This is a genomic window from Pseudomonas sp. LAIL14HWK12:I1 (assembly GCF_003202095.1).
In the GTDB taxonomy this organism is placed as follows: domain Bacteria; phylum Pseudomonadota; class Gammaproteobacteria; order Pseudomonadales; family Pseudomonadaceae; genus Aquipseudomonas; species Aquipseudomonas monteilii.
Genome location: NZ_QJKG01000001.1, coordinates 782006 through 802712, shown reverse-complemented (window position 1 = coordinate 802712; position 20707 = coordinate 782006). Strand labels below are relative to the sequence as shown.

Below are 20707 nucleotides of genomic sequence, written 5' to 3'. Positions count from 1 at the left end.
AACGAAAGGCTGAAAGATTAAGGAGTCTGGCATGGCGGGTGTTATGGATTCGGTCAACCAGCGCACACAGCTGGTGGGGCAGAATCGCCTGGAATTGCTGCTGTTTCGCCTCAATGGCGAGCAGCTTTACGGCATCAACGTGTTCAAGGTCAGGGAAGTGCTGCAGTGCCCTGCGCTGACCCTGCTGCCCAAGGCGCACCCGGTGGTGCGTGGCGTTGCCAACATTCGCGGGGCGACCATCCCGATTCTCGACCTGTCGATGGCCACCGGGTTGCGGCCGCTGCAGGAAGACACGCGCAACAGCTTCGTGATCATCACCGAGTACAACACCAAGACCCAGGGCTTCCTGGTGCACTCGGTGGAGCGCATCGTCAACATGAACTGGGAAGAGATCCATCCGCCACCCAAGGGAACTGGCCGTGACCACTACCTGACGGCGGTCACCCGGGTGGACAACCGGATGGTCGAGATCATCGATGTGGAGAAGGTGCTGGCCGAAGTGTCGCCATCGTCGGAATCGGTATCGGCCGGGGTGATCGACGCCGAAGTGCAGGACAAGGCCGTGCTGATGCGGGTGCTGACCGTCGACGATTCGTCGGTGGCGCGCAAGCAGGTCAGCCGCTGCCTGCAGACCGTAGGGGTCGAGGTGGTTGCGCTCAACGATGGCCGTCAGGCTCTGAACTACCTGCGTCAGTTGGTGGATGAGGGCAAAAAGCCGGAAGAAGAGTTCCTGATGATGATCTCCGACATTGAAATGCCGGAAATGGACGGCTATACGCTAACGGCGGAGATCCGCAGCGACCCGCGCATGCAAAAATTGCACATCTGCCTGCATACTTCGCTCTCCGGGGTGTTCAACCAGGCAATGGTCAAGAAGGTCGGCGCCGATGACTTCCTGGCCAAGTTCAAGCCGGACGACCTGGCCCAGCGGGTGGTCGACCGGATTAAGGCAGCGCATTGAAGCAGCCGGGGGCAGGCCCCCGGCACCAGTGATTGAAAAGAGGCGGCAGTAGTGTCTACGGGTAATTTGGATTTCGAACAGTTCCGGGTATTCCTGGAGAAAGCCTGTGGCATCCTGCTGGGCGAGAATAAGCAGTACCTGGTTTCCAGCCGTCTCAACAAGCTGATGGAACAACAGGGCATCAAGAGCCTGGGCGAGCTGGTACAGCGTATCCAGGCCCAGCCGCGCGGCGGTTTGCGCGAGCAGGTGGTGGATGCCATGACCACCAACGAGACCCTGTGGTTTCGCGATACCTACCCGTTCGAAGTGCTGAAGAACAAGGTGATTCCCGAGTTCATCCGCAACAACCCAGGCCAGCGCCTGCGCATGTGGTCGGCGGCCTGTTCGTCGGGGCAGGAGCCATATTCCATCTCGATGGCCATCGACGAGTTCGAGCGCAGCAACCTGGGCCAGCTGAAGATGGGGGCGCAGATTGTGGCCACCGACCTGTCAGGCACCATGCTCACCAACTGCAAGACCGGTGAGTACGACAGCCTGGCCATTGCCCGTGGCCTGTCGCAGGAGCGCCTGCAGCGCTACTTCGACCCCAAGGGGCCAGGGCGCTGGGCGGTGAAGCCGGCCATTCGCAGCCGCGTCGAGTTCCGCTCGTTCAACCTGCTCGACAGCTATGCCAGCCTGGGCAAGTTCGACATCGTGTTCTGTCGCAACGTGCTGATCTACTTCTCGGCGCAGGTGAAGAAGGACATCCTGCTGCGCATTCACAGCACCCTGAAGCCGGGTGGCTACCTGTTCCTCGGCGCCTCGGAAGCCCTGAACGGGTTGCCGGATCATTACCAGATGGTGCAGTGCAGCCCGGGGATCATCTACCAGGCCAAGTAAGCACAAAGGCCGGCAGCGAAAGTTGCCGGCCTTTTTGTTGGCCTGTACCGGCCTCTTCGTGGGCGCGCCCGCGAAGAGGCCGGTACAGGGGAAAGACTGACGTCAAATTTTTGATTTGCCGCTTTTGCCACCCGGCAATTGCCGCTTTCGCCGCCCAAGGCGGAGGGCCTTTGCCGCTTTTCTGGCATCACCCTGACACCACCGTACCTCGAAAGCCTGTGTTTTCGGGCTTTTCACGCGTTGGCACAGCCCTTGCTATACCTTGCTCAACGATATTCCGGTCAACCTCTGAAGGTTTCCCCGACATGAGCATCAGCTTCGACAAGGCGCTTGGCATTCACGAAAAGGCACTGGGCTTCCGCGCCCAGCGCGCTGAAGTGCTGGCCAACAACATCGCCAACGCCGACACGCCCAACTACAAGGCGCGTGACATGGACTTTTCTTCGGTGCTCGCCGCCGAAACCAGCAAGCAGCAAAGCGGCCGCTTCGCCATGGACCGTACCAACAGCCGGCACATCGAAGCCGAAGGCCTCGCCATTGCCGCTGACGATACCCTCAAGTACCGCACACCGCTGCAGCCGTCGATCGACCAGAACACCGTGGACGCGCAGATCGAGCAATCGAACTACACCGAAAACGCCATTGGCTTCCAGGCCAGTTTCACCTTGCTCAACAGTAAATTCAAAGGGCTGGTTTCCGCCCTGCGGGGAGAATGACCATGTCCCTTTCCAGTGTTTTCAACATTGCCGGTAGCGGTATGAGCGCGCAGAACACGCGCCTGAATACCGTTGCGTCCAACATTGCCAACGCCGAGACCGTGTCTTCGAGCATCGACCAGACCTACCGCGCCCGCCATCCGGTGTTCGCTACCACCTTCCAGGACGCACAGGCCGGCAGCAGCCAGTCGCTGTTCGAAGACCAGGGTGAAGCAGGGCAGGGCGTGCAGGTAAAAGGCATCGTCGAAGACCAGAGCACCCTCGAGGCACGTTACGAGCCAAACCACCCGGCGGCGAACAAGGACGGCTACGTCTACTACCCGAACGTCAACGTGGTCGAGGAGATGGCTGACATGATCTCTGCCAGCCGCGCGTTCCAGACCAATGCCGAACTGATGAACACGGCCAAGACCATGATGCAGAAAGTGCTGACCCTGGGGCAGTGATAAGGAATTCGGACCATGGCAATCGATACTAACGGTGTGAACCTCAATGACGTGCTGTCGGCGTCGGGCGTGGGCACCAGCACCAAAAAGACCACGGACACTGCATCCAAGACTGGCACCGATTCGCTCGGCAAAGATGCTTTCCTGCAGTTGCTTGTCACCCAGATGCAGCACCAGAACCCGCTGGACCCGCAGGATAACGGCGAGTTCGTTGCCCAGCTGGCGCAGTTCAGCAGCCTGGAAGGTATTACCTCGCTGAACGACTCGGTCAGCGCCATCACCAGTGCCATGGCTTCGTCCCAGGCGCTTCAGGCATCGTCGCTGGTAGGGCGGTCGGTGGTGGTTCAGAACGACAAGGCCGTGGTTGACACCGCTGAAAGCTTCAATGCCCAGTTCGTTGTACCCCAGGCCATCAGTGAAGCGAAGATCACCATCAAGGATAAGGACGGCAACACGGTCAAGACCATCGAGTTGGGTGAGCAGAAAGCCGGTTACGCCGACTTCATCTGGGACGGTACCAACAACAGTGGCGAGAAAGTGGACCCGGGCACTTATACCTTCACTGCAAGCACCACAGTCGATGGCAAGGCGGTGCAAATGAGCACGCTGTTGCCGGCCAAGGTCACCAGTGTCAGCTTCAGTGCCTCGGGCGAAATGGTGCTCAACCTTGCCGGTGTAGGCAAGGTCTCCCTCTCCGACGTGCAAACCATCGGTATCTAAGGCCCGCTAGAGCGGCAAAAGGAGCGAATTCATGTCTTTCAATATCGGCCTTAGCGGTCTGTACGCAGCCAACAAGCAGCTGGATGTCACCGGCAACAACATCGCCAACGTCAATACCACGGGCTTCAAGTCCTCGCGCGCCGAGTTCGCGGATGTGTATGCAGGCGCCAACCGCCTGGGTGTGGGCAAGAATCAGGTGGGCAATGGTGTGCGGCTGGCGGCCATTTCTCAGCAGTTCACCCAAGGTGATGTAAACACCACGGGCAACGTGCTGGACATGGGCATCCAGGGGCAGGGCTTCTTCGTGCTGTCTGACAACGGCTCGAAGGTATACACCCGGGCGGGCTCCTTCCAGCCAAGCAAGGACAACTTCGTCGAAACCTCCGATGGCCTGCGCCTGCAAGGTTACATGGCGGATGCCACCGGCAAGATCCAGAAAGGCGTCCTGACCGACCTGAAGATCGATACGTCGGCATTGCAGCCCAAGCCGACCTCGTTGATCGACCAGGGCATCAACCTGAACTCCTCGGCGGCCTCGATTCCTTTCCTGGTGTATGACAACACCAAGCCGCCGTCCATGGCTGCATTCGACCCGGCGGACCCAAGCACTTATCAGCGCTCCAGCACCAGTACCGTGCTGGATGCTAACGGTGTTCAGCACGAAGTGCAGCAGTACTACCGCAAGACCGACACCAACGAATGGACCATGTACACGCTGGTCGACGGTCGCAACCCGTTCGACCCGGCCAGTACCACCCCGCTGGCCGGCACCATCAACTACAACAGTGATGGCACCATCAGCTCCATGGTGGCTGACACCACGGGCGTGCCAAGTGGTGCTTCGTTCACGGTCAGCAATGGCGCGTTTGCCATGACCGGCTGGGTGCCGGCCACTCAGGATGCCAATGGTGACTGGGTTGCCAGTGGTGCGGCAGGTACCGACCAGTCGCTGGGTGTCACCTCGCCTGCCTTGGTGGCGAACAAGCCGTTCGACCCTTCCGACGATACGACCTATACCCGCTCGTTCCCGACCAAGGTGTATGACAGCCAGGGCAACGAACACACCATGGAGCAGTTCTATCGCAAGACCGGTACCAACGAGTGGACCATGTACACCCTCGTTGACGGGCGCAACCCTTTCAATCCGGGCAGCACAGAGCCGCTGGTGGGCACGATCGCATTCAACAGCGATGGCTCGGTCAACTCGATGACAGCCGACAACACCGGGCACCCAGCGGGCACCTCGTTCACGGTCGTCAACAATACCTTCAGCATGATTGGCTGGGTGCCAGCAGCCGAAGATGCTTCGGGTAACTGGAGTGCCAACGGTGCGGTGGGCGATGCTGCCGGCATGAAAATGTCGATGGCCAGCACCACCTCCTACAACACTGAAACGGCGCGTATGTCTCAGTCCCAAGACGGTTATGCCACGGGCATCCTGTCCAACCTGAGCATCGACGCGACGGGTGTATTGTTCGCCTCCTTCAGCAATGGCCAGTCGCGCGCCATTGGTCAGGTAGCGCTGGCGAGTTTCGCCAACGAGCAGGGGCTGCAGCAAATCGGCAGTACCCGTTGGACCGAGACCTACAACTCGGGCATTCCGGGTATCGACTCGCCGAAAACCGGTACCTTGGGCGCGATCGAGTCCAACTCGCTGGAAGGCTCCAACGTCAACCTGACGCAGGAGCTGGTTGATCTGATCAAGGCGCAGAGCTACTACCAGGCGAACGCCAAGACCATTTCGACCGAAAGTACCGTCATGCAGACCATCATTCAGATGACTTGATCGTGATTGTTTGAGTGCGTACAGGCGAACCCCTTTCTCGTGAAGGGGTTCGTCGTTTTTGCAGGAGGGGTGATGAAAAGGCTGTTTGTCGCAATGCTGGTTGCCTGCTGTCTTGGTCAGCTGCAGGCGGCGCCAGCGCCTTACTGGCGATGGGAAAGCCTGGTGGATGGGCGTCTGGTGTGTTCGCAGTGGTCGCCAGGTGAGGGCTGGAGGCGCTTTGCCGGGCCTTACAACAATGCGCGTTGCCGTGACCTGCCGTAGGTACGGGGTTGCCTGTAGATGAACCCGTTTTGCCGCCAGCGGCAAAGCAGCGCCGGATAACCGGCGGCTGTCGCCGCCTGGGCTTGCCCAATTGCCCGTATTCACGGGCTTTTTCGTGCTTTTGGCAAGTTGGTTCGGAACTTGCTTTAGCCCCTGTAGAGCAACGGCGAACGGCAAACGGCCGCCAGTGCAACGGAGGATGATTGTGGACAAGATGCTTTATGTGGCCATGACCGGGGCCAGCCAGAACGCGCTGGCGCAGAAGGCGCATGCCAACAACCTGGCCAACATTTCTACCAATGGTTTTCAGCGTGACCTGGAGCAGGCGCGTTCGATGCCGGTGTTCGGTGACAGCTTTCCGGCGCGTGCCTTTGCCATGACCGAGCGCCCGGGCACCGATTTCAGTGAAGGCCCGATGGTGGAAACCGGCCGCGACCTGGATGTGACCGTGAGCGGTAATGGTTTCATCGCCGTGCAAGCGCCAGATGGCAGTGAAGCGTATGTGCGTACCGGTAGCCTGAACATCGACGCCCTCGGGGTGTTGCGTGCTGGCAACGGCATGCCTGTGCTCGGCAACGGCGGCCCTATTGCCATCCCGCCTGAGCAAAAGGTCGAAGTCGGCTCCGATGGCACCATCAGCATCCGCTCCATGGGTGAAGACCCACGCGTGATGGCAGAGGTCGACCGCATCAAGCTGGTCAACCCCGACACCAAAGGCCTGACCAAAGGCCAGGACGGGCTGATTCACACCACGTCTGGCCAACCCGCCGATGCCGACATCAACGTGCGGGTGGTATCGGGCTTTTTGCAAGGCAGCAACGTCAACGCTGTCGAGGAAATGACTTCTGTACTGGCGCTGTCCCGTCAGTTCGAACTGCACGTCAAGATGATGAACGCGGCCAAGGAAGGCGATGAAGCCATGGCGCGTGTTTTGCAACTCGGCTAACCACATTTGAACGGGTGCCGTAAATCAGGCGCACGAGGAGAACACTAAATGCTTCCGGCTCTCTGGGTCGCTAAAACCGGCCTGTCCGCACAGGACACCAACCTGACGGTCATCTCCAACAACCTGGCCAACGTCTCGACCACCGGCTTCAAGCGTGATCGTGCCGAATTCCAGGACCTGCTGTACCAGATCAAGCGTCAGCCAGGTGCGCAGTCTACCCAGGACAGCGAGCTGCCGTCGGGCCTGCAGGTCGGTACCGGTGTGCGCATTGTCGGCACGCAGAAAAACTTCCAGACCGGCAGCTTGCAGACCACGGAAAACCCGTTGGACATGGCCGTCAATGGCCGTGGCTTCTTCCAGATCCTGCAACCTGACGGCACCGTCTCCTACACCCGCGACGGTACGTTCCACCTGAACTCCGACGGCCAGATCGTCAACGCCGATGGCCTGGCGCTGGAGCCTGCCATCGTGGTCCCGAACGACGCCCAGACCTTCACGGTCGGCCAGGACGGCACCGTGTCGATCACCACCGCCGGCAACCCGGCTGCGCAGGTTATCGGCAACATTCAGACCGCCGACTTCATCAACCCGGCTGGCCTGCAGGCAATGGGTAACAACCTGTTCCTGGAAACCGCTGCCAGTGGTGCGCCGCAGGTCGGCACCCCAGGCCTCAACGGCTTCGGCACTACCCTGCAGCAGACGCTGGAAAACTCCAACGTCAGCACGGTGGAAGAGTTGGTGAACATGATCACCACCCAGCGTGCCTACGAGATGAACTCCAAGGTCATCTCCACCGCCGACCAGATGCTGTCGTTCGTGACCCAACAGCTCTAAGCCCTGTCGCTTCGTTACACCCGTGAGGTATGCATCATGAATCGTCTGTTGTCCGTGTTCGCCCTGGGGGGGGCGGTGTTGCTGGCAGGTTGCGTCGGCCCGACGCCCAAGCCCAACGACCCGTACTATGCGCCGGTCCTGCCGCGCACCCCGTTGCCGGCAGCGGCCAACAACGGTTCGATCTACCAGGCCGGTTTCGAGCAGAACCTGTATAGCGATCGCAAGGCGTTCCGGGTGGGTGACATCATCACCATCACGCTGAACGAGCGCACGTCCGCCAGCAAGAACGCCGGTTCGCAGATCCAGAAAAACAGCAACGCCAATATCGGCCTGACTTCGCTGTTCGGCACTACGCCAAACACCAACAACCCGTTTGGCGGCGGTGATCTGTCACTGGAGGCCGGCTACAACGGCGAGCGCACCACCAAGGGAGATAGCAAGGCTACCCAGGGCAACACCCTGACCGGCTCCATCACCGTCACTGTGGCCGAAGTGCTGCCCAACGGCATCATCGCCGTGCGTGGCGAGAAGTGGCTGACCCTGAACACAGGCGAAGAGCTGGTGCGTATTGCCGGCATGATCCGCGCTGACGATATCGCCACTGACAACACCGTGCCGTCCACCCGTGTGGCCGACGCGCGCATCACCTATTCCGGTACCGGCTCGTTCGCCGATGCCAGCCAGCCCGGGTGGCTGGACCGCTTCTTCATCAGCCCGCTTTGGCCTTTCTGAGTACGGATGACCATGTTCAACGTGAGGCAGCTGATTGCCACAACTCTGCTCTTGTCCTGTGCGTTCGCTGCCCAGGCCGAGCGCCTGAAGGATATCGCCAGCATCTCTGGCGTGCGTTCCAACCAGTTGATCGGTTACGGCTTGGTGGTGGGGCTGAACGGCACGGGTGACCAGACCACCCAGACGCCATTCACCCTGCAAACCTTCAACAACATGCTGTCGCAGTTCGGCATCAAGGTGCCGGCCGGCTCCGGCAACGTGCAGCTGAAAAACGTTGCGGCGGTGTCGGTGCATGCCGACCTGCCGGCGTTCGCCAAGCCTGGCCAGGTGGTGGACATTACCGTTTCCTCGATCGGTAACTCGAAGAGCCTGCGCGGCGGCAGCCTGCTGATGACCCCGCTCAAGGGTATCGATGGCAACGTCTACGCCATTGCCCAAGGCAACCTGGTCGTCGGCGGCTTTGATGCAGAAGGCCGTGACGGCTCGAAGATCACCGTCAACGTTCCGTCGGCCGGCCGTATTCCGGGTGGTGCCAGTGTCGAGCGTGCGGTGCCGAGCGGCTTCAACCAGGGTAATACCCTGACCCTGAACCTCAATCGCCCCGACTTCACCACCGCCAAGCGTATCGTCGACAAGGTCAACGACCTGCTCGGCCCTGGTGTGGCACAGGCCGTGGACGGTGGTTCGGTGCGCGTCAGTGCCCCGATGGACCCAAGCCAGCGCGTGGATTACCTGTCGATCCTGGAAAACCTCGAAATCGACCCGGGCCAGGCCGTGGCCAAGGTAATCATCAACTCGCGCACCGGCACCATCGTCATCGGCCAGAACGTCAAGGTGTCGCCAGCGGCGGTCACCCACGGCAGCCTGACCGTGACCATTACCGAAGACCCGATCGTCAGCCAGCCCGGGCCGTTCTCCAACGGCCAGACCGCCGTGGTGCCGCGTTCGCGGGTCAATGCCGAGCAGGAAGCCAAGCCCATGTTCAAGTTCGGGCCGGGCACCACGCTGGATGAAATCGTCCGTGCGGTGAACCAGGTGGGCGCAGCGCCTGGCGACCTGATGGCGATCCTCGAAGCCCTGAAACAGGCCGGCGCCTTGCAGGCCGACCTGATTGTGATCTGAGGACGGCGCGGATGAACAGCAAAAGCCTGGTTTCCGGCAGCGCCGACAGCGGTGCCTACACCGACCTCAATCGCCTGAGCTCGCTCAAGCATGGCGACCGCGACAGCGATGCCAACGTGCGCAAGGTCGCCCAGGAGTTCGAGTCGCTGTTCATCAGCGAAATGCTCAAGGCCTCGCGCAAGGCCAGCGACGTGCTGGCCGACGACAACCCGATGAACACCGAAACGGTGAAGCAGTACCGTGACATGTATGACCAGCAACTGGCTGTGAGCATGTCGCGCGAAGGTGGCGGTATCGGGCTGCAGGATGTGCTGGTGCGTCAGCTGTCGAAGAACAAGGCCAGCCCGGCCAGCACCAGCCCGTTTCCACGTACCGAGGGCAATGCCCCGGCGTTGTGGGGCAACAAGGTGGCCGAGCCGGTGCATGCCGCCCAGTCGACCGCGACCCGCAACGACGTCGCAGCACTCAATTCACGGCGCCTGGCACTGCCGAGCAAACTCACCGACCGCTTGCTGGCCGGCATCGTGCCGTCGGCGGCCACTGCCAACACCGCCACTGTGCCTGCCCGTGACGGCCAGCAAGTGGCCAAGGCCTTCGCCGTGCCGGACAACGGCCTGCGCATCGTCGGCCGCGCCGTGGCCCAGCCGCCGCTGGCGCCGAACAAAGCCTTTGGCGACAGCGATGAATTCGTCGCCACCATGCTGCCGATGGCCGAACAGGCGGCCAAGCGCATTGGTATCGACCCACGCTACCTGGTGGCCCAGGCCGCACTGGAAACCGGGTGGGGCAAGTCGGTCATGCGCAACACCGACGGCAGCAGCAGCCACAACCTTTTCGGTATCAAGGCCACTGGCAACTGGGACGGCGGCGAGGCGAGGGCGATTACCAGCGAGTACCGTGATGGCCAGTTCGTCAAGGAGACGGCGGCGTTCCGTTCGTACGATTCCTATCAGGACAGCTTCCACGACCTGGTCAGCCTGCTGCAGAACAATTCACGCTATCAAGATGCGGTGAAGGCCGCCGATAAACCAGAACAGTTCGTGCAAGAGTTGCAAAAGGCCGGGTATGCCACCGACCCGAATTACGCCAGCAAGATCTCGCAGATCGCAAGACAGATGAAGTCGTACGAGCACTACGCAATGCTCGGTACCGCAACAAAACTTTAAGGGTATGGAACCATGGCGAGTCTGATCAACATTGGTATGTCGGGGCTGGGTGCCGCGCAGTCGGGGATGTACACCCTCGGTAACAACATCGCCAACGCCGATGTCGAAAGCTACTCGCGCCAACAGAACGTGCAAAAGACCAAGGGCGGGCAACAAGTCGGCCAGGTGTTCATTGGCACGGGCACTACGTTGGCGGACGTGCGCCGGGTGTACAACGCGTTCATCGAGAACCAGCTGCGTACCACCACCTCGCTGAGCAGTGAGGCGTCCTCGTACCTGGATCAGATCACGCCGCTGGATACTTCGCTGTCCAGTAGCGATACCGGTATTACGGCTGCGCTGCAGAGCTTTTTCACCTCCATGCAGGATGCGGCGTCCAAGCCAACCGAAGACGCGTCGCGTCAGCTATTGCTGACCAGCGCCCAGTCGCTGGCCAAGCGTTTCAATACCTTGTCGTCGCAGTTGAATCAGCAACTGAGCAATATCAACAGCAACATGACGGCGATTACCGACCAGATCAACAACCTGACCAAGACCATCGCCGGGTTGAACGAGCAAATCGCCCGGGTGGGCGCTGTTTCCGGTCAGCCCAACGACTTGCTGGACCAGCGTGATGGTGCGGTGCGTGAGTTGAATAAGCTGATCGGCACGGATGTGGTCGAGCGTGACGGCACCTACGATGTCTATCTCAAGAACGGCCAGGCGCTGGTGCTGGGCAACACCACCCAGACGGTGGGTGTGGAGCCTACGGCGAGCGACCCGGGCCGTTTGAGCCTGGTGCTCAACCGCGGCTCGACCAAGATGGACATCACCAGCAGTGCCACCGGAGGCGAGCTGGGTGGGTTGATCCGCTACCGCAGTGAAACCCTCGACCCTGCGCTTAACGAGCTGGGGCGCGTGGCCCTGGTGTTGGCAGACCAGATCAATAGCCAGTTGGCCCAGGGTATCGACAAGGATGGCAACTTTGGCGCCACCCTGTTCGGTGACATCAACAGCGCCAAGGCCATGAGTGAGCGCAGCGTGGCCAAACTCGGCAACAGCATCGGGTCCGGCAACCTGGATGTCAGCATCAAGGACACCGGCAAACTGACTACCAGCGATTACCAGGTGACCTTCACCAGCGCCACAGGCTACAGCGTGCGCAAGCTGCCGGAAGGCACCGAAATGGGCAGCTACGACCTTAACGACACGCCACCGCCGGTCATTGATGGCTTTACCTTGTCGCTCAACGGCGGCGGTTTGAGCGCTGGCGACAGCTTCAAGATCACACCCACTCGCAACGCGGCCGCCAATATCGAGACGGTCCTCACCGACCCCAAACGCCTGGCCCTGGCGTCACCCCTGACCGCCACCAACGGTGCCGGCAACAAGGGCACCGGGGTGATCACCCAGCCGACCTTGACCTCGCAGCTGGATATCTACGATGCCACGCAGCGTTCGCAGTTGCAGGCAGGCCTGAAGAATTCCACCCCGGTCAAGCTGGTGTTCGGTGACGAAACCACTTCGCCCCAGGCTTACAAGCTGTACGACGCCAAGGGTACCGAAATCGGCAGCGGCACCATCGTGCCGGGCCAGGAGAACAAGCTGAAGCTGTCGGTGCCGATGGTCGATGGCAGCGGCAATGCGACCGGTAGCAGCTTCACCTTCGAAATGAGCGTTTCCGGCGCGCCACAGAACGGCGACAGCTACACCGTGTCGTTGACGGGGGCTGGCTCGGCCGACAACCGCAACGCCCAGTCGGTGATCGACCTCCAGACCAAATCCACGGTCGAAGTCGGGGCCAACGGTAAGGGCATCAGCTTTACCGATGCCTATGCCAAGCTGGTTTCAAACGTTGGCGGAAAAGCTGGCCAGGCGGAAATGGACAGTGATGCCACCAATGCGCTGCACAGCTCTGCGCTGGACAGCCGCAACAGCCTTTCCGGCGTGTCGGTCGATGAAGAGGTCGGCAACCTGGTCAAGTTCCAGCAGTACTACACCGCGTCGTCGCAGATTATCAAGGCGGCACAGGAAACCTTCACCACCTTGATCAATGCTCTTTAAGGAGGCGTAGACATGCGCATTTCCACTTCGCAGTTCTACAGCAGCAACAGCGCCAATTACCAGCGCAGCTTCTCCAACCTCGACAAGACTCGGCAAGAGGCCTCTGACGGCATTCGGGTACGTCGCGGGGCTGACGATCCGGTAGGTGCGGCACGTCTGCTGCAACTGCAGCAGCAACAGAACATGCTCGACCAGTACACCCGCAACGTCACCAATGTGCGCAACGCCCTGGGCACCGCAGAAAGCACGCTGAATGCGATTGGCACCATCTTGCAGCGCGTCAACGAGCTGGCCGTCAGCTCGGGTAACGCCGGTTTCACCGATGCAGACCGCAAGGCCAATGCCACCGAGCTGGCGTCGCTGGAGGACCAGCTGTTCTCGTTGATGAACAGCAAGGATGAAAGCGGTGCGTACCTGTTCTCGGGGTCCAAAGGCGATACACCGCCTTATGTGCGCAACGCTGATGGCACTTATACCTACCAGGGCGACCAAGGCAAACTGAACCTGCAAGTGGGTGACATGCTCACCCTGGCGGCCAACGAAACTGGCTACGATGCCTTCGAGCAAGCGCTCAATACCAGCCGCAGCGAAACCAGCCTTGTGTCGCCGGCCACCGACGATGGCCGGATCAACTTGTCCAATGGCCAGGTGAGCGGCAGCGCAACGTACAACGACCGCTTCCGCAGCGGCGAGCCGTACACCATTGAGTTCACCAGCAGCACCCAGTTCAAGATCACCGATGCGGACGGCAAGGACGTGACGCTGGAAGCCAGCCAGGGGGGCACCTTCGACCCCAATGGCAAGAACACCACGGTCAATTTCCGTGGTGTTGACCTGCGTCTGGACATCACCTTCAAGGACGGCGACGCCGCCGACCCCGACGCGGCCATTGCCGGCCATGTCTTCAGCCTGAGCTCCAAGGCGGATGAAATCTCCGGCACCCGCAGTGCGGGCAACAGCTCGTCTGCCCAGGTGACCGGCGCTACCATCACCGATGCTGAGAAATACAAGTCTGCGTTCCCTGAGGGGGCGGTACTCAAGTTCACCAGTGCTACCGAATTCGAGCTTTATGCCTCCCCCGTGAGCGCCGACAGCAAACCGATTTCCAAGGGCACGCTCAGTGGCAACACAGCGACCGCCATGGGGGTCGAGTTCACGCTTTCGGACACGCCCAGCGCAGGCGACAGCTTTGGTATCAAGGTCGACACGCACCAGACCCAGAACGTCCTCGATACCATCAGCCAGTTGCGCGCGGCGCTGGCCACCCCGGTCGACAACGACCCCGTGGCCAGGCAGAACTTCCTGGCATCGCTGGACTCGGCGATTGGCAACATCGCCAGCGCCACCAATCAGGTCAGTTCCTCCATTTCGTCGATCGGCGGCCGCGGTCAGGCAATCGATGTGCAAGTGGAAACCAATGAGGCCCTGAGTGGCGAAAACGCCAAGACCCAGAGCTCGATTCGTGAGAGCGATCCGGCTGAGGTGATGATTCGCCTTCAGATGCAATCCAACATGTTGCAGGCCTCGTTGCAGGCCTACGCCAAGATTGCCGGTCTCTCGCTGGTCAATTACATCTGATCCTCGCGGGCGTTTGCCCGTCATGACGCACGGGCACGCCGGCCTGGGTTGATAACGACCGGCCGGCTTGCCCTTGTGTCGCCCAGGTTGAACGCCCGCCTATTCCCAAGCGCACCGCCTCTCCAGCAAGGTCGTCATCGTGTCAGAGCAGCCACTCGTCAGTATCGCCATTCCTGCCTTCAATGCCGATTTTTTTCAAGCAACCTTGGTCAGTGCGCTTGGCCAGGACTACCCCAACCTGGAAGTCGTCATTTGCGATGACAGCGCCGGCGCCGAGATCGAGGCTATCTGCCAGGCGCTGGGCAACGGTGCTGCGGTGCCCTTGCGCTATACGCGCAACCCTGTCCGCTTGGGGTTTGCACGTAACCTGCAAGCGTGCTTGGAGCAGGCCAACGGGGAGTTGGTGAAGTTCCTGTGTGATGACGACCTGTTGCTCGACAGTTGCATCAGCCGGCAAGCGCAGGTTTTGACGCAATGGCCTCAGCTCAGCATGGTGATCGGTCAGCGTCTGCTCTGGTCGGCTGATGACATCCTCTTGCCTTCCCGTGCGCTCAACAGTGTGATCGCCCCGCAAAGTGCCGTGCTTGTCGGTACGGACTTGCTGGCCAGCATCGCCGAGAACGTCCCTAACCTGTTTGGTGGCATCAGCCATGTGCTGTTCCGTCGTGCTCAGGTGCTGGAATACTTGCCGCAACTGGTACAGGGTGGTCAAGGGTTCGCCGCACGGTTGGACCTGGCCTTGTACGCCTGCCTGCTGCGCCGCGGGCACCTGGCGAGCCTGGAGCGCATACTGAGTGTGGAGCGCATTCACCCAGGCCGGCTCAGTCATCACTCGAGCATGACCGAGGCCTACAAGCGTGAAACCGAGTGGCTGCAGCAGATGCTGGCGGCGCGCACCGGCGAGTCGGCGCCGGCCAATGGCTGGGTGCGTTACCTGCCGCTGGAGGCTTACGACCCAGGGGCAGACTCAGCCTGGGAGGAGTTGGACATCCGCCGCTTCCATGCCGGCCAGGTCGCCAATTTCTCGCAGCAGGTAGGCAGCAACGCCCTCAGCTTTACCGAGCTCTATGCCGAATGGCTGGCTTGCCGCAACCTGTCTGACGGGCAGTTGCGGTTGCTGCCAAAGCGGGTCGAGCAGTGGCCGGTACAGCCCGCCATCGTCCCGATCGTAACCTGTCGCGAGGGCGATGAAAGCGCACTGCGCGCCACCCTGGATTGCCTGGCTGCACAATCCTATGCCGCCAGCCAGGTATTGGTGCTGGTGCCGGATGGCTTCGACAGGTTTGACGCGCCAGGCGTGCAATACCTGGCCTTGAGCGGCAGTGGCTACGCTCAACTCAATCAGTGGCTGGCAGGCACACACGTCGCCGACTGGGTGCTGCTGTTGCGTGCCGGTGATCGCCTGCGGCCGCATGCGCTGGTGGTCATGGCCGAGCGCATGGCACTGCGCGACGAGAGCACGTGCCTGTACACCGATGAAGACACCTTTGGTGCCCTGGCGCCCGGCAACCCGGTTTTCAAGCCGGACTTCAACCTCGACCTGATGCGCAGCGTGCCCTATGTGGGCCGTACCCTGGCATTCAAGCGTACAGCACTGCTGGCGCTGGAAGGGTTCGATACCCGGTTCGAGAGCCTGGCGCCACAGGATCTGCTGTGGCGAATGGTCGAGGCTCATGGCTTGCATGTGATAGAGCACGTCGCGCAGATGCTGGTGCATTGCCAGTCGGGGTACGCAGACTGGATGAGCGAGCCGGCAGGGCAGGCGGAGGCGGCGCGTGTGGTCGAGGCACACCTGCGTCGTATAGGCGTCGATGCCTTGGTGGAGGGCACTGCTGGCAGCTTGGTCACGCGTGTGACCTATCTGCATGAGCAGCAGGCAAGTGTATCGGTACTGATCCCCGCAGGGGCCAACCTGAACGCGCTCAGGCGTTGCGTCGAGTCGCTGTTCCAGTACACCGAATACAGCCCGTTCGAAGCGCTGGTCATCGCCAATGGCGACGAGCCGCGGGCTGTCACCGAGTGGTTGGCGGCGATGCGTGGCCTGGGCAGTGACCAGTTGCGCGTCATCGATGTGCAGGCGCAGGGCAGGGCGGCGATGCTCGACCAGGCCAGTCGCCATGCGCAGGGAGAGTATTTGCTATTGCTCGCACCGGAGTGTGCGCTTTTCGAACCGCGTTGGCTCAGTACCTTGATGAGCCAGGCGCAGCGTCCCGAGGTCGGCCTGGTGGGGCCGGCGCTGTGTGGCAGCAACGGCGAGCTGGTGTCTTCCGGCCTGGTGCTCGGCCTTGGCGGCGGTACAGCGGGTAGCCCGTTCCCGGGCAGAATCCTGTCAGCCGAAGGTTACATGGGGCGCCAGCAACTGGTACAGAACTGGAGCGCACTGAGCCTGGACTGCCTGCTCATTCGCCGGGCGCTGTTCGAGGAGCTTGAGGGGCTGGATACCTCGGCCTTCCGGGTCGCCTTGTTTGACGTTGACCTCTGCCTGCGTGCGCGTGAAAAAGGTTTCCTGTCGGTCGGGACACCGTTTGCTCGTGTCATGAGGCTCCCGGGTGGAGAAGCTGCCGAGCTGGCTGACGAGCTTGCCAGGGCCGACCGGGACGTTGCTTACGACCGTTGGCTGAGCCGCATTGCGCGGGACCCAGCCTACAACGACAACCTGAGCCTCAAGTTCGCCAATTTCAACCTGGAGCCAGGCCTGCGCAGTGGCTGGGACCCTTTCATTGCCCGTGCCATGCCGTCCGTGCTGGCGTTGCCGGTCAATACCACGGCAGTGGGGCACTACCGGGTCATCCAGCCGTTCACCGAGCTTGAGCGGGCGGGCTGGATCCAGGGGCGGGTCAACCACGTCTCCCCGGGTATTATCGAGCTCGAGCGCGAAAAGCCCGATGTGATGATCCTGCAGTGTCGTTACATGCCGGGCAACATCCGGGAAATGGCGCAGTTCAAACGCTTTTCGAAGGCGCGGATGATCTACGAGCTGGACGACTACATCATCGATCCGCCGAAAAAGAACGACCATGCCCGCAACCTGCCTAGCAACCTTGCCGAGTTGGTGGCCCAAGGCATCGGGCAGTGTGATCGGCTGGTGTGTTCGACCGAGCCACTGGCCGATGCGCTATCCAGCATGCACAAGGACATCCGCGTCGTGCCCAACATGTTGTCTGCCGCGCTCTGGGCTGGGCTTTCCAGCCAGCGTCAGACCAGTATCCGGCCGCGCGTCGGGTGGGCGGGTGGCACGAGCCATCGTGGTGATCTGGAGCTGTTGCAAGACGTTGTGAAGGCGCTTGCCAACGAGGTTGACTGGGTCTTCTTCGGTATGTGTCCGGACCCCTTGCGCCCCTATGTGAAAGAGTTTCACAAGGCGGTTCAACTGGCTGATTACCCGCGCAAGCTCGCCAGCCTCAACCTCGACCTGGCGCTGGCGCCGTTGGAGCAGAACCTGTTCAACGACTGCAAGAGCAACCTGCGCTTGCTGGAGTACGGGGCGTGTGGTTTTCCGGTGGTCTGTAGCGACACCAAGGCCTACGCCGGCTACCTGCCATGTACCCGGGTCAAGGACAACACCGCCGAGCAATGGCTGGATGCGATTCGCATGCACCTGGCTGACCCGCAGGCCAGCTACCGCCAAGGCGATGCCCTGCGCGCGGAAGTGCTGCGTGACTACATGCTGATGCCGCACCATTTGCAGCATTGGGCCAACGCCTGGTTGGCAGACTGAACGTTGGCGTGGGGCGATGCCCGCGCCTGATTGACAATTGGACAGGTGCTATATGATCGATACCGCAATCGGCTCGCGCAATGATGTGACCGTTGTTTTGCTGGGCGAGCATCAGGCGCACAGCCGCGCCCGCGCGCAGCACTACTACCAGCAGGCTTGCGTCCCCTGTGTGGCGTTTGACTTGCCGGCTGGGTCGAGCTCGGCCGGGTTCGCTCAGGCCCTCGCAGAATGCCTGGAAGGGCTTGCCACGGCTTATGTGGTGCTGGCGCTGGATACCGACTTCGTGCTGGCCCCGGCTCTGGATACTGCGGCGGCGTGCCTGCACGCGCAACCTGGGGTGGTGGCTGCGCAAGGCCAGTTGTTGGGCTACAGGCCGGGGAGTGGCAAGGTCGAGTACTACCGCGTAGGCTCGGCATTTGCATCTGCCATTGCCGAAACCGCTACAGCCAGGCTGTTGCAGTACGCTCAGGCGGGGCAGCAGGCCTGGCGTGCCGTCATGCGTGTGTCGACTTTGCAAGCCGTGCTGGCGGCGTTGCCAGACAGCCTGGATGCGCCTGCCGTGCGTGTGGCAATGTCCCTTGCCGTGTTGGCGCAAGGGCCGGTTGCACACCTGGCCCAGACCGATGTGGTGAGTGAGCATGAGCCCGCCGGCTACAGCCCGGTGGAGCGTGAAGAGCGCCTGACGCAGCTGGTACGCGGCTTGCGCCAGTGGGATGCCGGGCTGTATCGGCTATGGGGTGACGAACAAGGCTTCACGGCCCTCAACCGGCTTGTGCGCAACACCTACGATCTGGGTGCGGCGTCGTTGATCTTCACATCCAGCTGGCGCAGTGTGATCGATGACCCCGAGCGGTTGTTCGAGCCGCATCAGGACGTACAGCTGCCCTATTACAACGGTGCACTGTTTGCGCGGTTGACCGAGCTTGAGTTTCTTTGCCACGCATGGCCGACCAGCCCGCAGCAGCAACGTGCGCTGGAAGGGATCTGGGTGCAGCAGCGTGACTTGTTGCAGGAGCACCCCAACGATACCGCAGAAAGCTTGAGCCACCGCTACTGGCAGGCCTTGGCGTTGAGCCTGTTCAATCGCGAAGTCTGCCATCGGCTGTTGTCCACGCTGGACAGGGCAGAAGAAGCTGCGCATGTCCGTGAGCTGACGGATTGGCTTGCACGCCTCGAACAGGTCCCGGGTATTGATGAACAGTGCCGTTTGCAGGGCACCCCGTCGGGTCAGGTGATCGAGGCCATCTCGGCTGCTACACCGGATGAGGCTGGACGCCAGCGCGTTCTCCGCTACCTGGGCAAGCACCCGGCCGAGCAGATCGCCTTTGTGGTTCTCGACCTGGAAAACGACGATCAAGCGCTTCAGGCCACGTTCGACAGCCTGCTGGCCAGCGGCATACGCAACTTCAAGCTGCTGGTGCTCAAGGCTGGCAAGCCACCGGCCATCACCACGCCGCGCGACACGCTGCATTTCATACAGGTCAGTGACAGCAATTGGGTGACACACCTGAACCAGGCGGTGCGTCAGTTGCCAAGCGCCTGGCTGATGCTGCTGAGTGCCGGCGATGTGCTGCTTGCCGGAGGCCTGTTGCGCCTGTCGGTGGAGCTTGTCGATGCACCTGCCTGCCAGGCCATCGCCGCCAATGAAGTACAGCGCGACGGTGAAGGGCGTTTGCACAGGGTCGAACGCCCAGGTGCAGACCTCGATCTGTTGCGCAGCCAGCCTGGGTTGATGTCTCGGCATTGGCTGGTGCGCCGCCAGGCGGTGCTGGATCTGGGTGGGTACAGTGAAACCTGCCGTGAAGCGCTGGAGCTCGACCTGCTGCTGCGTCTGGTAGAGGCCCAAGGCTTGAGCAGCCTGGCGCACATGGCCGAATACCTGTTAATCGGTGAGCAGGGCGGCAGTGCACTGGATGAGGAAGCTGCCAAGGTGGTTGGCCGACACCTGACGCAACTGGGTTATCGCGCACAGGTGAAGATACAGGCGAATGATGGATTGTCCATCGACTACCGGCATTCCTCCACGCCGTTGGTAAGCGTGCTTGTGGCAAGTGAAGGCGATGCCGCGCAGCTGCAGGATTGCCTGCGTAGCGTGCTGCAGCGTACCCGTTACCCGCGCTACGAAGTGGTGGTGGTGTGTGCCGAGCACGAGGTTGCGGCGTTGCAGCCGTTCGCCGGCAAGGTGCATGTGCTGGTCGGCCAGCCAGGCGAGTCGCGCAGCAGTTGGCTGAACCTGGCGGCTAGCCAGGCACGAGGGGCCTACCTGGTGCTGGTGTCTGCGCGCAGCCAGGTCATTACCCCGGCCTGGATCGAGGCGCTGCTCAATGAGGCTCAGCGTCCGGAAGTGGGTGTGGTCGGAGCCTGCCTCGAGGGGGGCGATACTGCGCTTCTGCATGCGGGTTACGCCTTGCTGCTGGGGCCGCAGGTGGCTTCGCCCTGGCTGGGCCTGAAGCCGCAAGGGTGTGCTGAAGCCCGGTGGCCATTGGCAGTGCGCGGTTGTCAGGCGGTCAGTGCCGACTGCCTGATGGTGAGCAAGGAGGTGTTCGAGCATTGCGCGGGCTTGCAGGTTGTCCACGGTGCCGATATCGACCTGTGCCGGGCCGTTGTCGAGGCCGGGCAACTGGTGGTCTGGACGCCGCAGGCCAGGCTGTTGCTCAGCGCCCAGCCTGAAGCGGATCATGCGTTGGCGCAGGTGCTGTTCGAACGCTGGCCCTCGGCCTTCAGCGAGCAGGCAGTGACGCCATTAGCTTGGCTGGAACAGGTCAAGTAGGCCGAGGCGGATTATTGACAGGGCTGCAA

The 20707-nt window shown here is 61.5% G+C and carries 16 protein-coding genes; all 16 read left to right on the top strand.

The window, feature by feature from the left end; genetic code table 11:
• Positions 1 to 31 precede the first annotated feature (31 nt).
• The 16 genes from D906_RS03605 (at position 32) to D906_RS03530 (ending at position 20678) form a co-directional block, all read left to right on the top strand.
• Positions 32 to 961 carry a chemotaxis protein CheV gene (locus D906_RS03605; protein ID WP_010955104.1) on the top strand — a complete coding sequence of 310 codons (930 nt, stop codon included), beginning with the start codon at positions 32 to 34 and terminating at the stop codon, positions 959 to 961.
• A 51-nt stretch (positions 962 to 1012) separates the two neighbouring features.
• Positions 1013 to 1840, top strand: coding sequence for a protein-glutamate O-methyltransferase CheR (cheR, locus tag D906_RS03600; protein ID WP_004575768.1), 828 nt, complete (start codon positions 1013 to 1015; stop codon positions 1838 to 1840).
• 305 nt (positions 1841 to 2145) lie between these two features.
• Positions 2146 to 2556, top strand: coding sequence for a flagellar basal body rod protein FlgB (gene flgB / locus D906_RS03595; RefSeq protein WP_016711821.1), 411 nt, complete (start codon positions 2146 to 2148; stop codon positions 2554 to 2556).
• A 2-nt stretch (positions 2557 to 2558) separates the two neighbouring features.
• Positions 2559 to 3002 (top strand): flagellar basal body rod protein FlgC, encoded by a 444-nt coding sequence (gene flgC / locus D906_RS03590; protein WP_027609421.1) that lies wholly within the window; start codon positions 2559 to 2561, stop codon positions 3000 to 3002.
• 15 nt (positions 3003 to 3017) lie between these two features.
• The gene (gene flgD, locus D906_RS03585; RefSeq protein WP_016711819.1) at positions 3018 to 3722 is read left to right on the top strand and encodes a flagellar hook assembly protein FlgD; all 705 of its coding nucleotides are present in this window, start codon (positions 3018 to 3020) and stop codon (positions 3720 to 3722) included.
• Positions 3723 to 3753: 31 nt separating this feature from the next.
• Complete coding sequence (locus D906_RS03580; RefSeq protein ID WP_027609422.1) at positions 3754 to 5508, top strand: flagellar hook-basal body complex protein; 1755 nt, start codon at positions 3754 to 3756, stop codon at positions 5506 to 5508.
• A gap of 72 nt (positions 5509 to 5580) precedes the next feature.
• Positions 5581 to 5769, top strand: coding sequence for a hypothetical protein (locus D906_RS03575; RefSeq protein ID WP_016711817.1), 189 nt, complete (start codon positions 5581 to 5583; stop codon positions 5767 to 5769).
• Positions 5770 to 5974: 205 nt separating this feature from the next.
• Positions 5975 to 6715 (top strand): flagellar basal body rod protein FlgF, encoded by a 741-nt coding sequence (locus tag D906_RS03570; protein ID WP_027609423.1) that lies wholly within the window; start codon positions 5975 to 5977, stop codon positions 6713 to 6715.
• Between the two features lie 48 nt (positions 6716 to 6763).
• Positions 6764 to 7549, top strand: coding sequence for a flagellar basal-body rod protein FlgG (flgG, locus tag D906_RS03565; protein WP_012051601.1), 786 nt, complete (start codon positions 6764 to 6766; stop codon positions 7547 to 7549).
• A gap of 36 nt (positions 7550 to 7585) precedes the next feature.
• Positions 7586 to 8281, top strand: coding sequence for a flagellar basal body L-ring protein FlgH (flgH, locus tag D906_RS03560; protein ID WP_016711815.1), 696 nt, complete (start codon positions 7586 to 7588; stop codon positions 8279 to 8281).
• A 12-nt stretch (positions 8282 to 8293) separates the two neighbouring features.
• On the top strand, positions 8294 to 9403 hold the full coding sequence (locus D906_RS03555; RefSeq protein WP_027609424.1) for a flagellar basal body P-ring protein FlgI: 1110 nt from the start codon (positions 8294 to 8296) through the stop codon (positions 9401 to 9403).
• Positions 9404 to 9414: 11 nt separating this feature from the next.
• Entirely contained in the window at positions 9415 to 10569 is a 1155-nt protein-coding gene (flgJ, locus tag D906_RS03550; RefSeq protein ID WP_027615310.1) for a flagellar assembly peptidoglycan hydrolase FlgJ, read from the top strand.
• A gap of 12 nt (positions 10570 to 10581) precedes the next feature.
• Positions 10582 to 12612 carry a flagellar hook-associated protein FlgK gene (gene flgK, locus D906_RS03545; protein ID WP_027615309.1) on the top strand — a complete coding sequence of 677 codons (2031 nt, stop codon included), beginning with the start codon at positions 10582 to 10584 and terminating at the stop codon, positions 12610 to 12612.
• Between the two features lie 12 nt (positions 12613 to 12624).
• The gene (locus D906_RS03540; RefSeq protein ID WP_027615308.1) at positions 12625 to 14190 is read left to right on the top strand and encodes a flagellar hook-associated protein 3; all 1566 of its coding nucleotides are present in this window, start codon (positions 12625 to 12627) and stop codon (positions 14188 to 14190) included.
• Between the two features lie 139 nt (positions 14191 to 14329).
• Entirely contained in the window at positions 14330 to 17908 is a 3579-nt protein-coding gene (locus tag D906_RS03535) for a glycosyltransferase (RefSeq protein ID WP_027615307.1), read from the top strand.
• 52 nt (positions 17909 to 17960) lie between these two features.
• Positions 17961 to 20678, top strand: a complete 2718-nt coding sequence (locus D906_RS03530) for a glycosyltransferase (protein ID WP_027615306.1) — start codon at positions 17961 to 17963, stop codon at positions 20676 to 20678.
• Positions 20679 to 20707 lie beyond the last annotated feature (29 nt).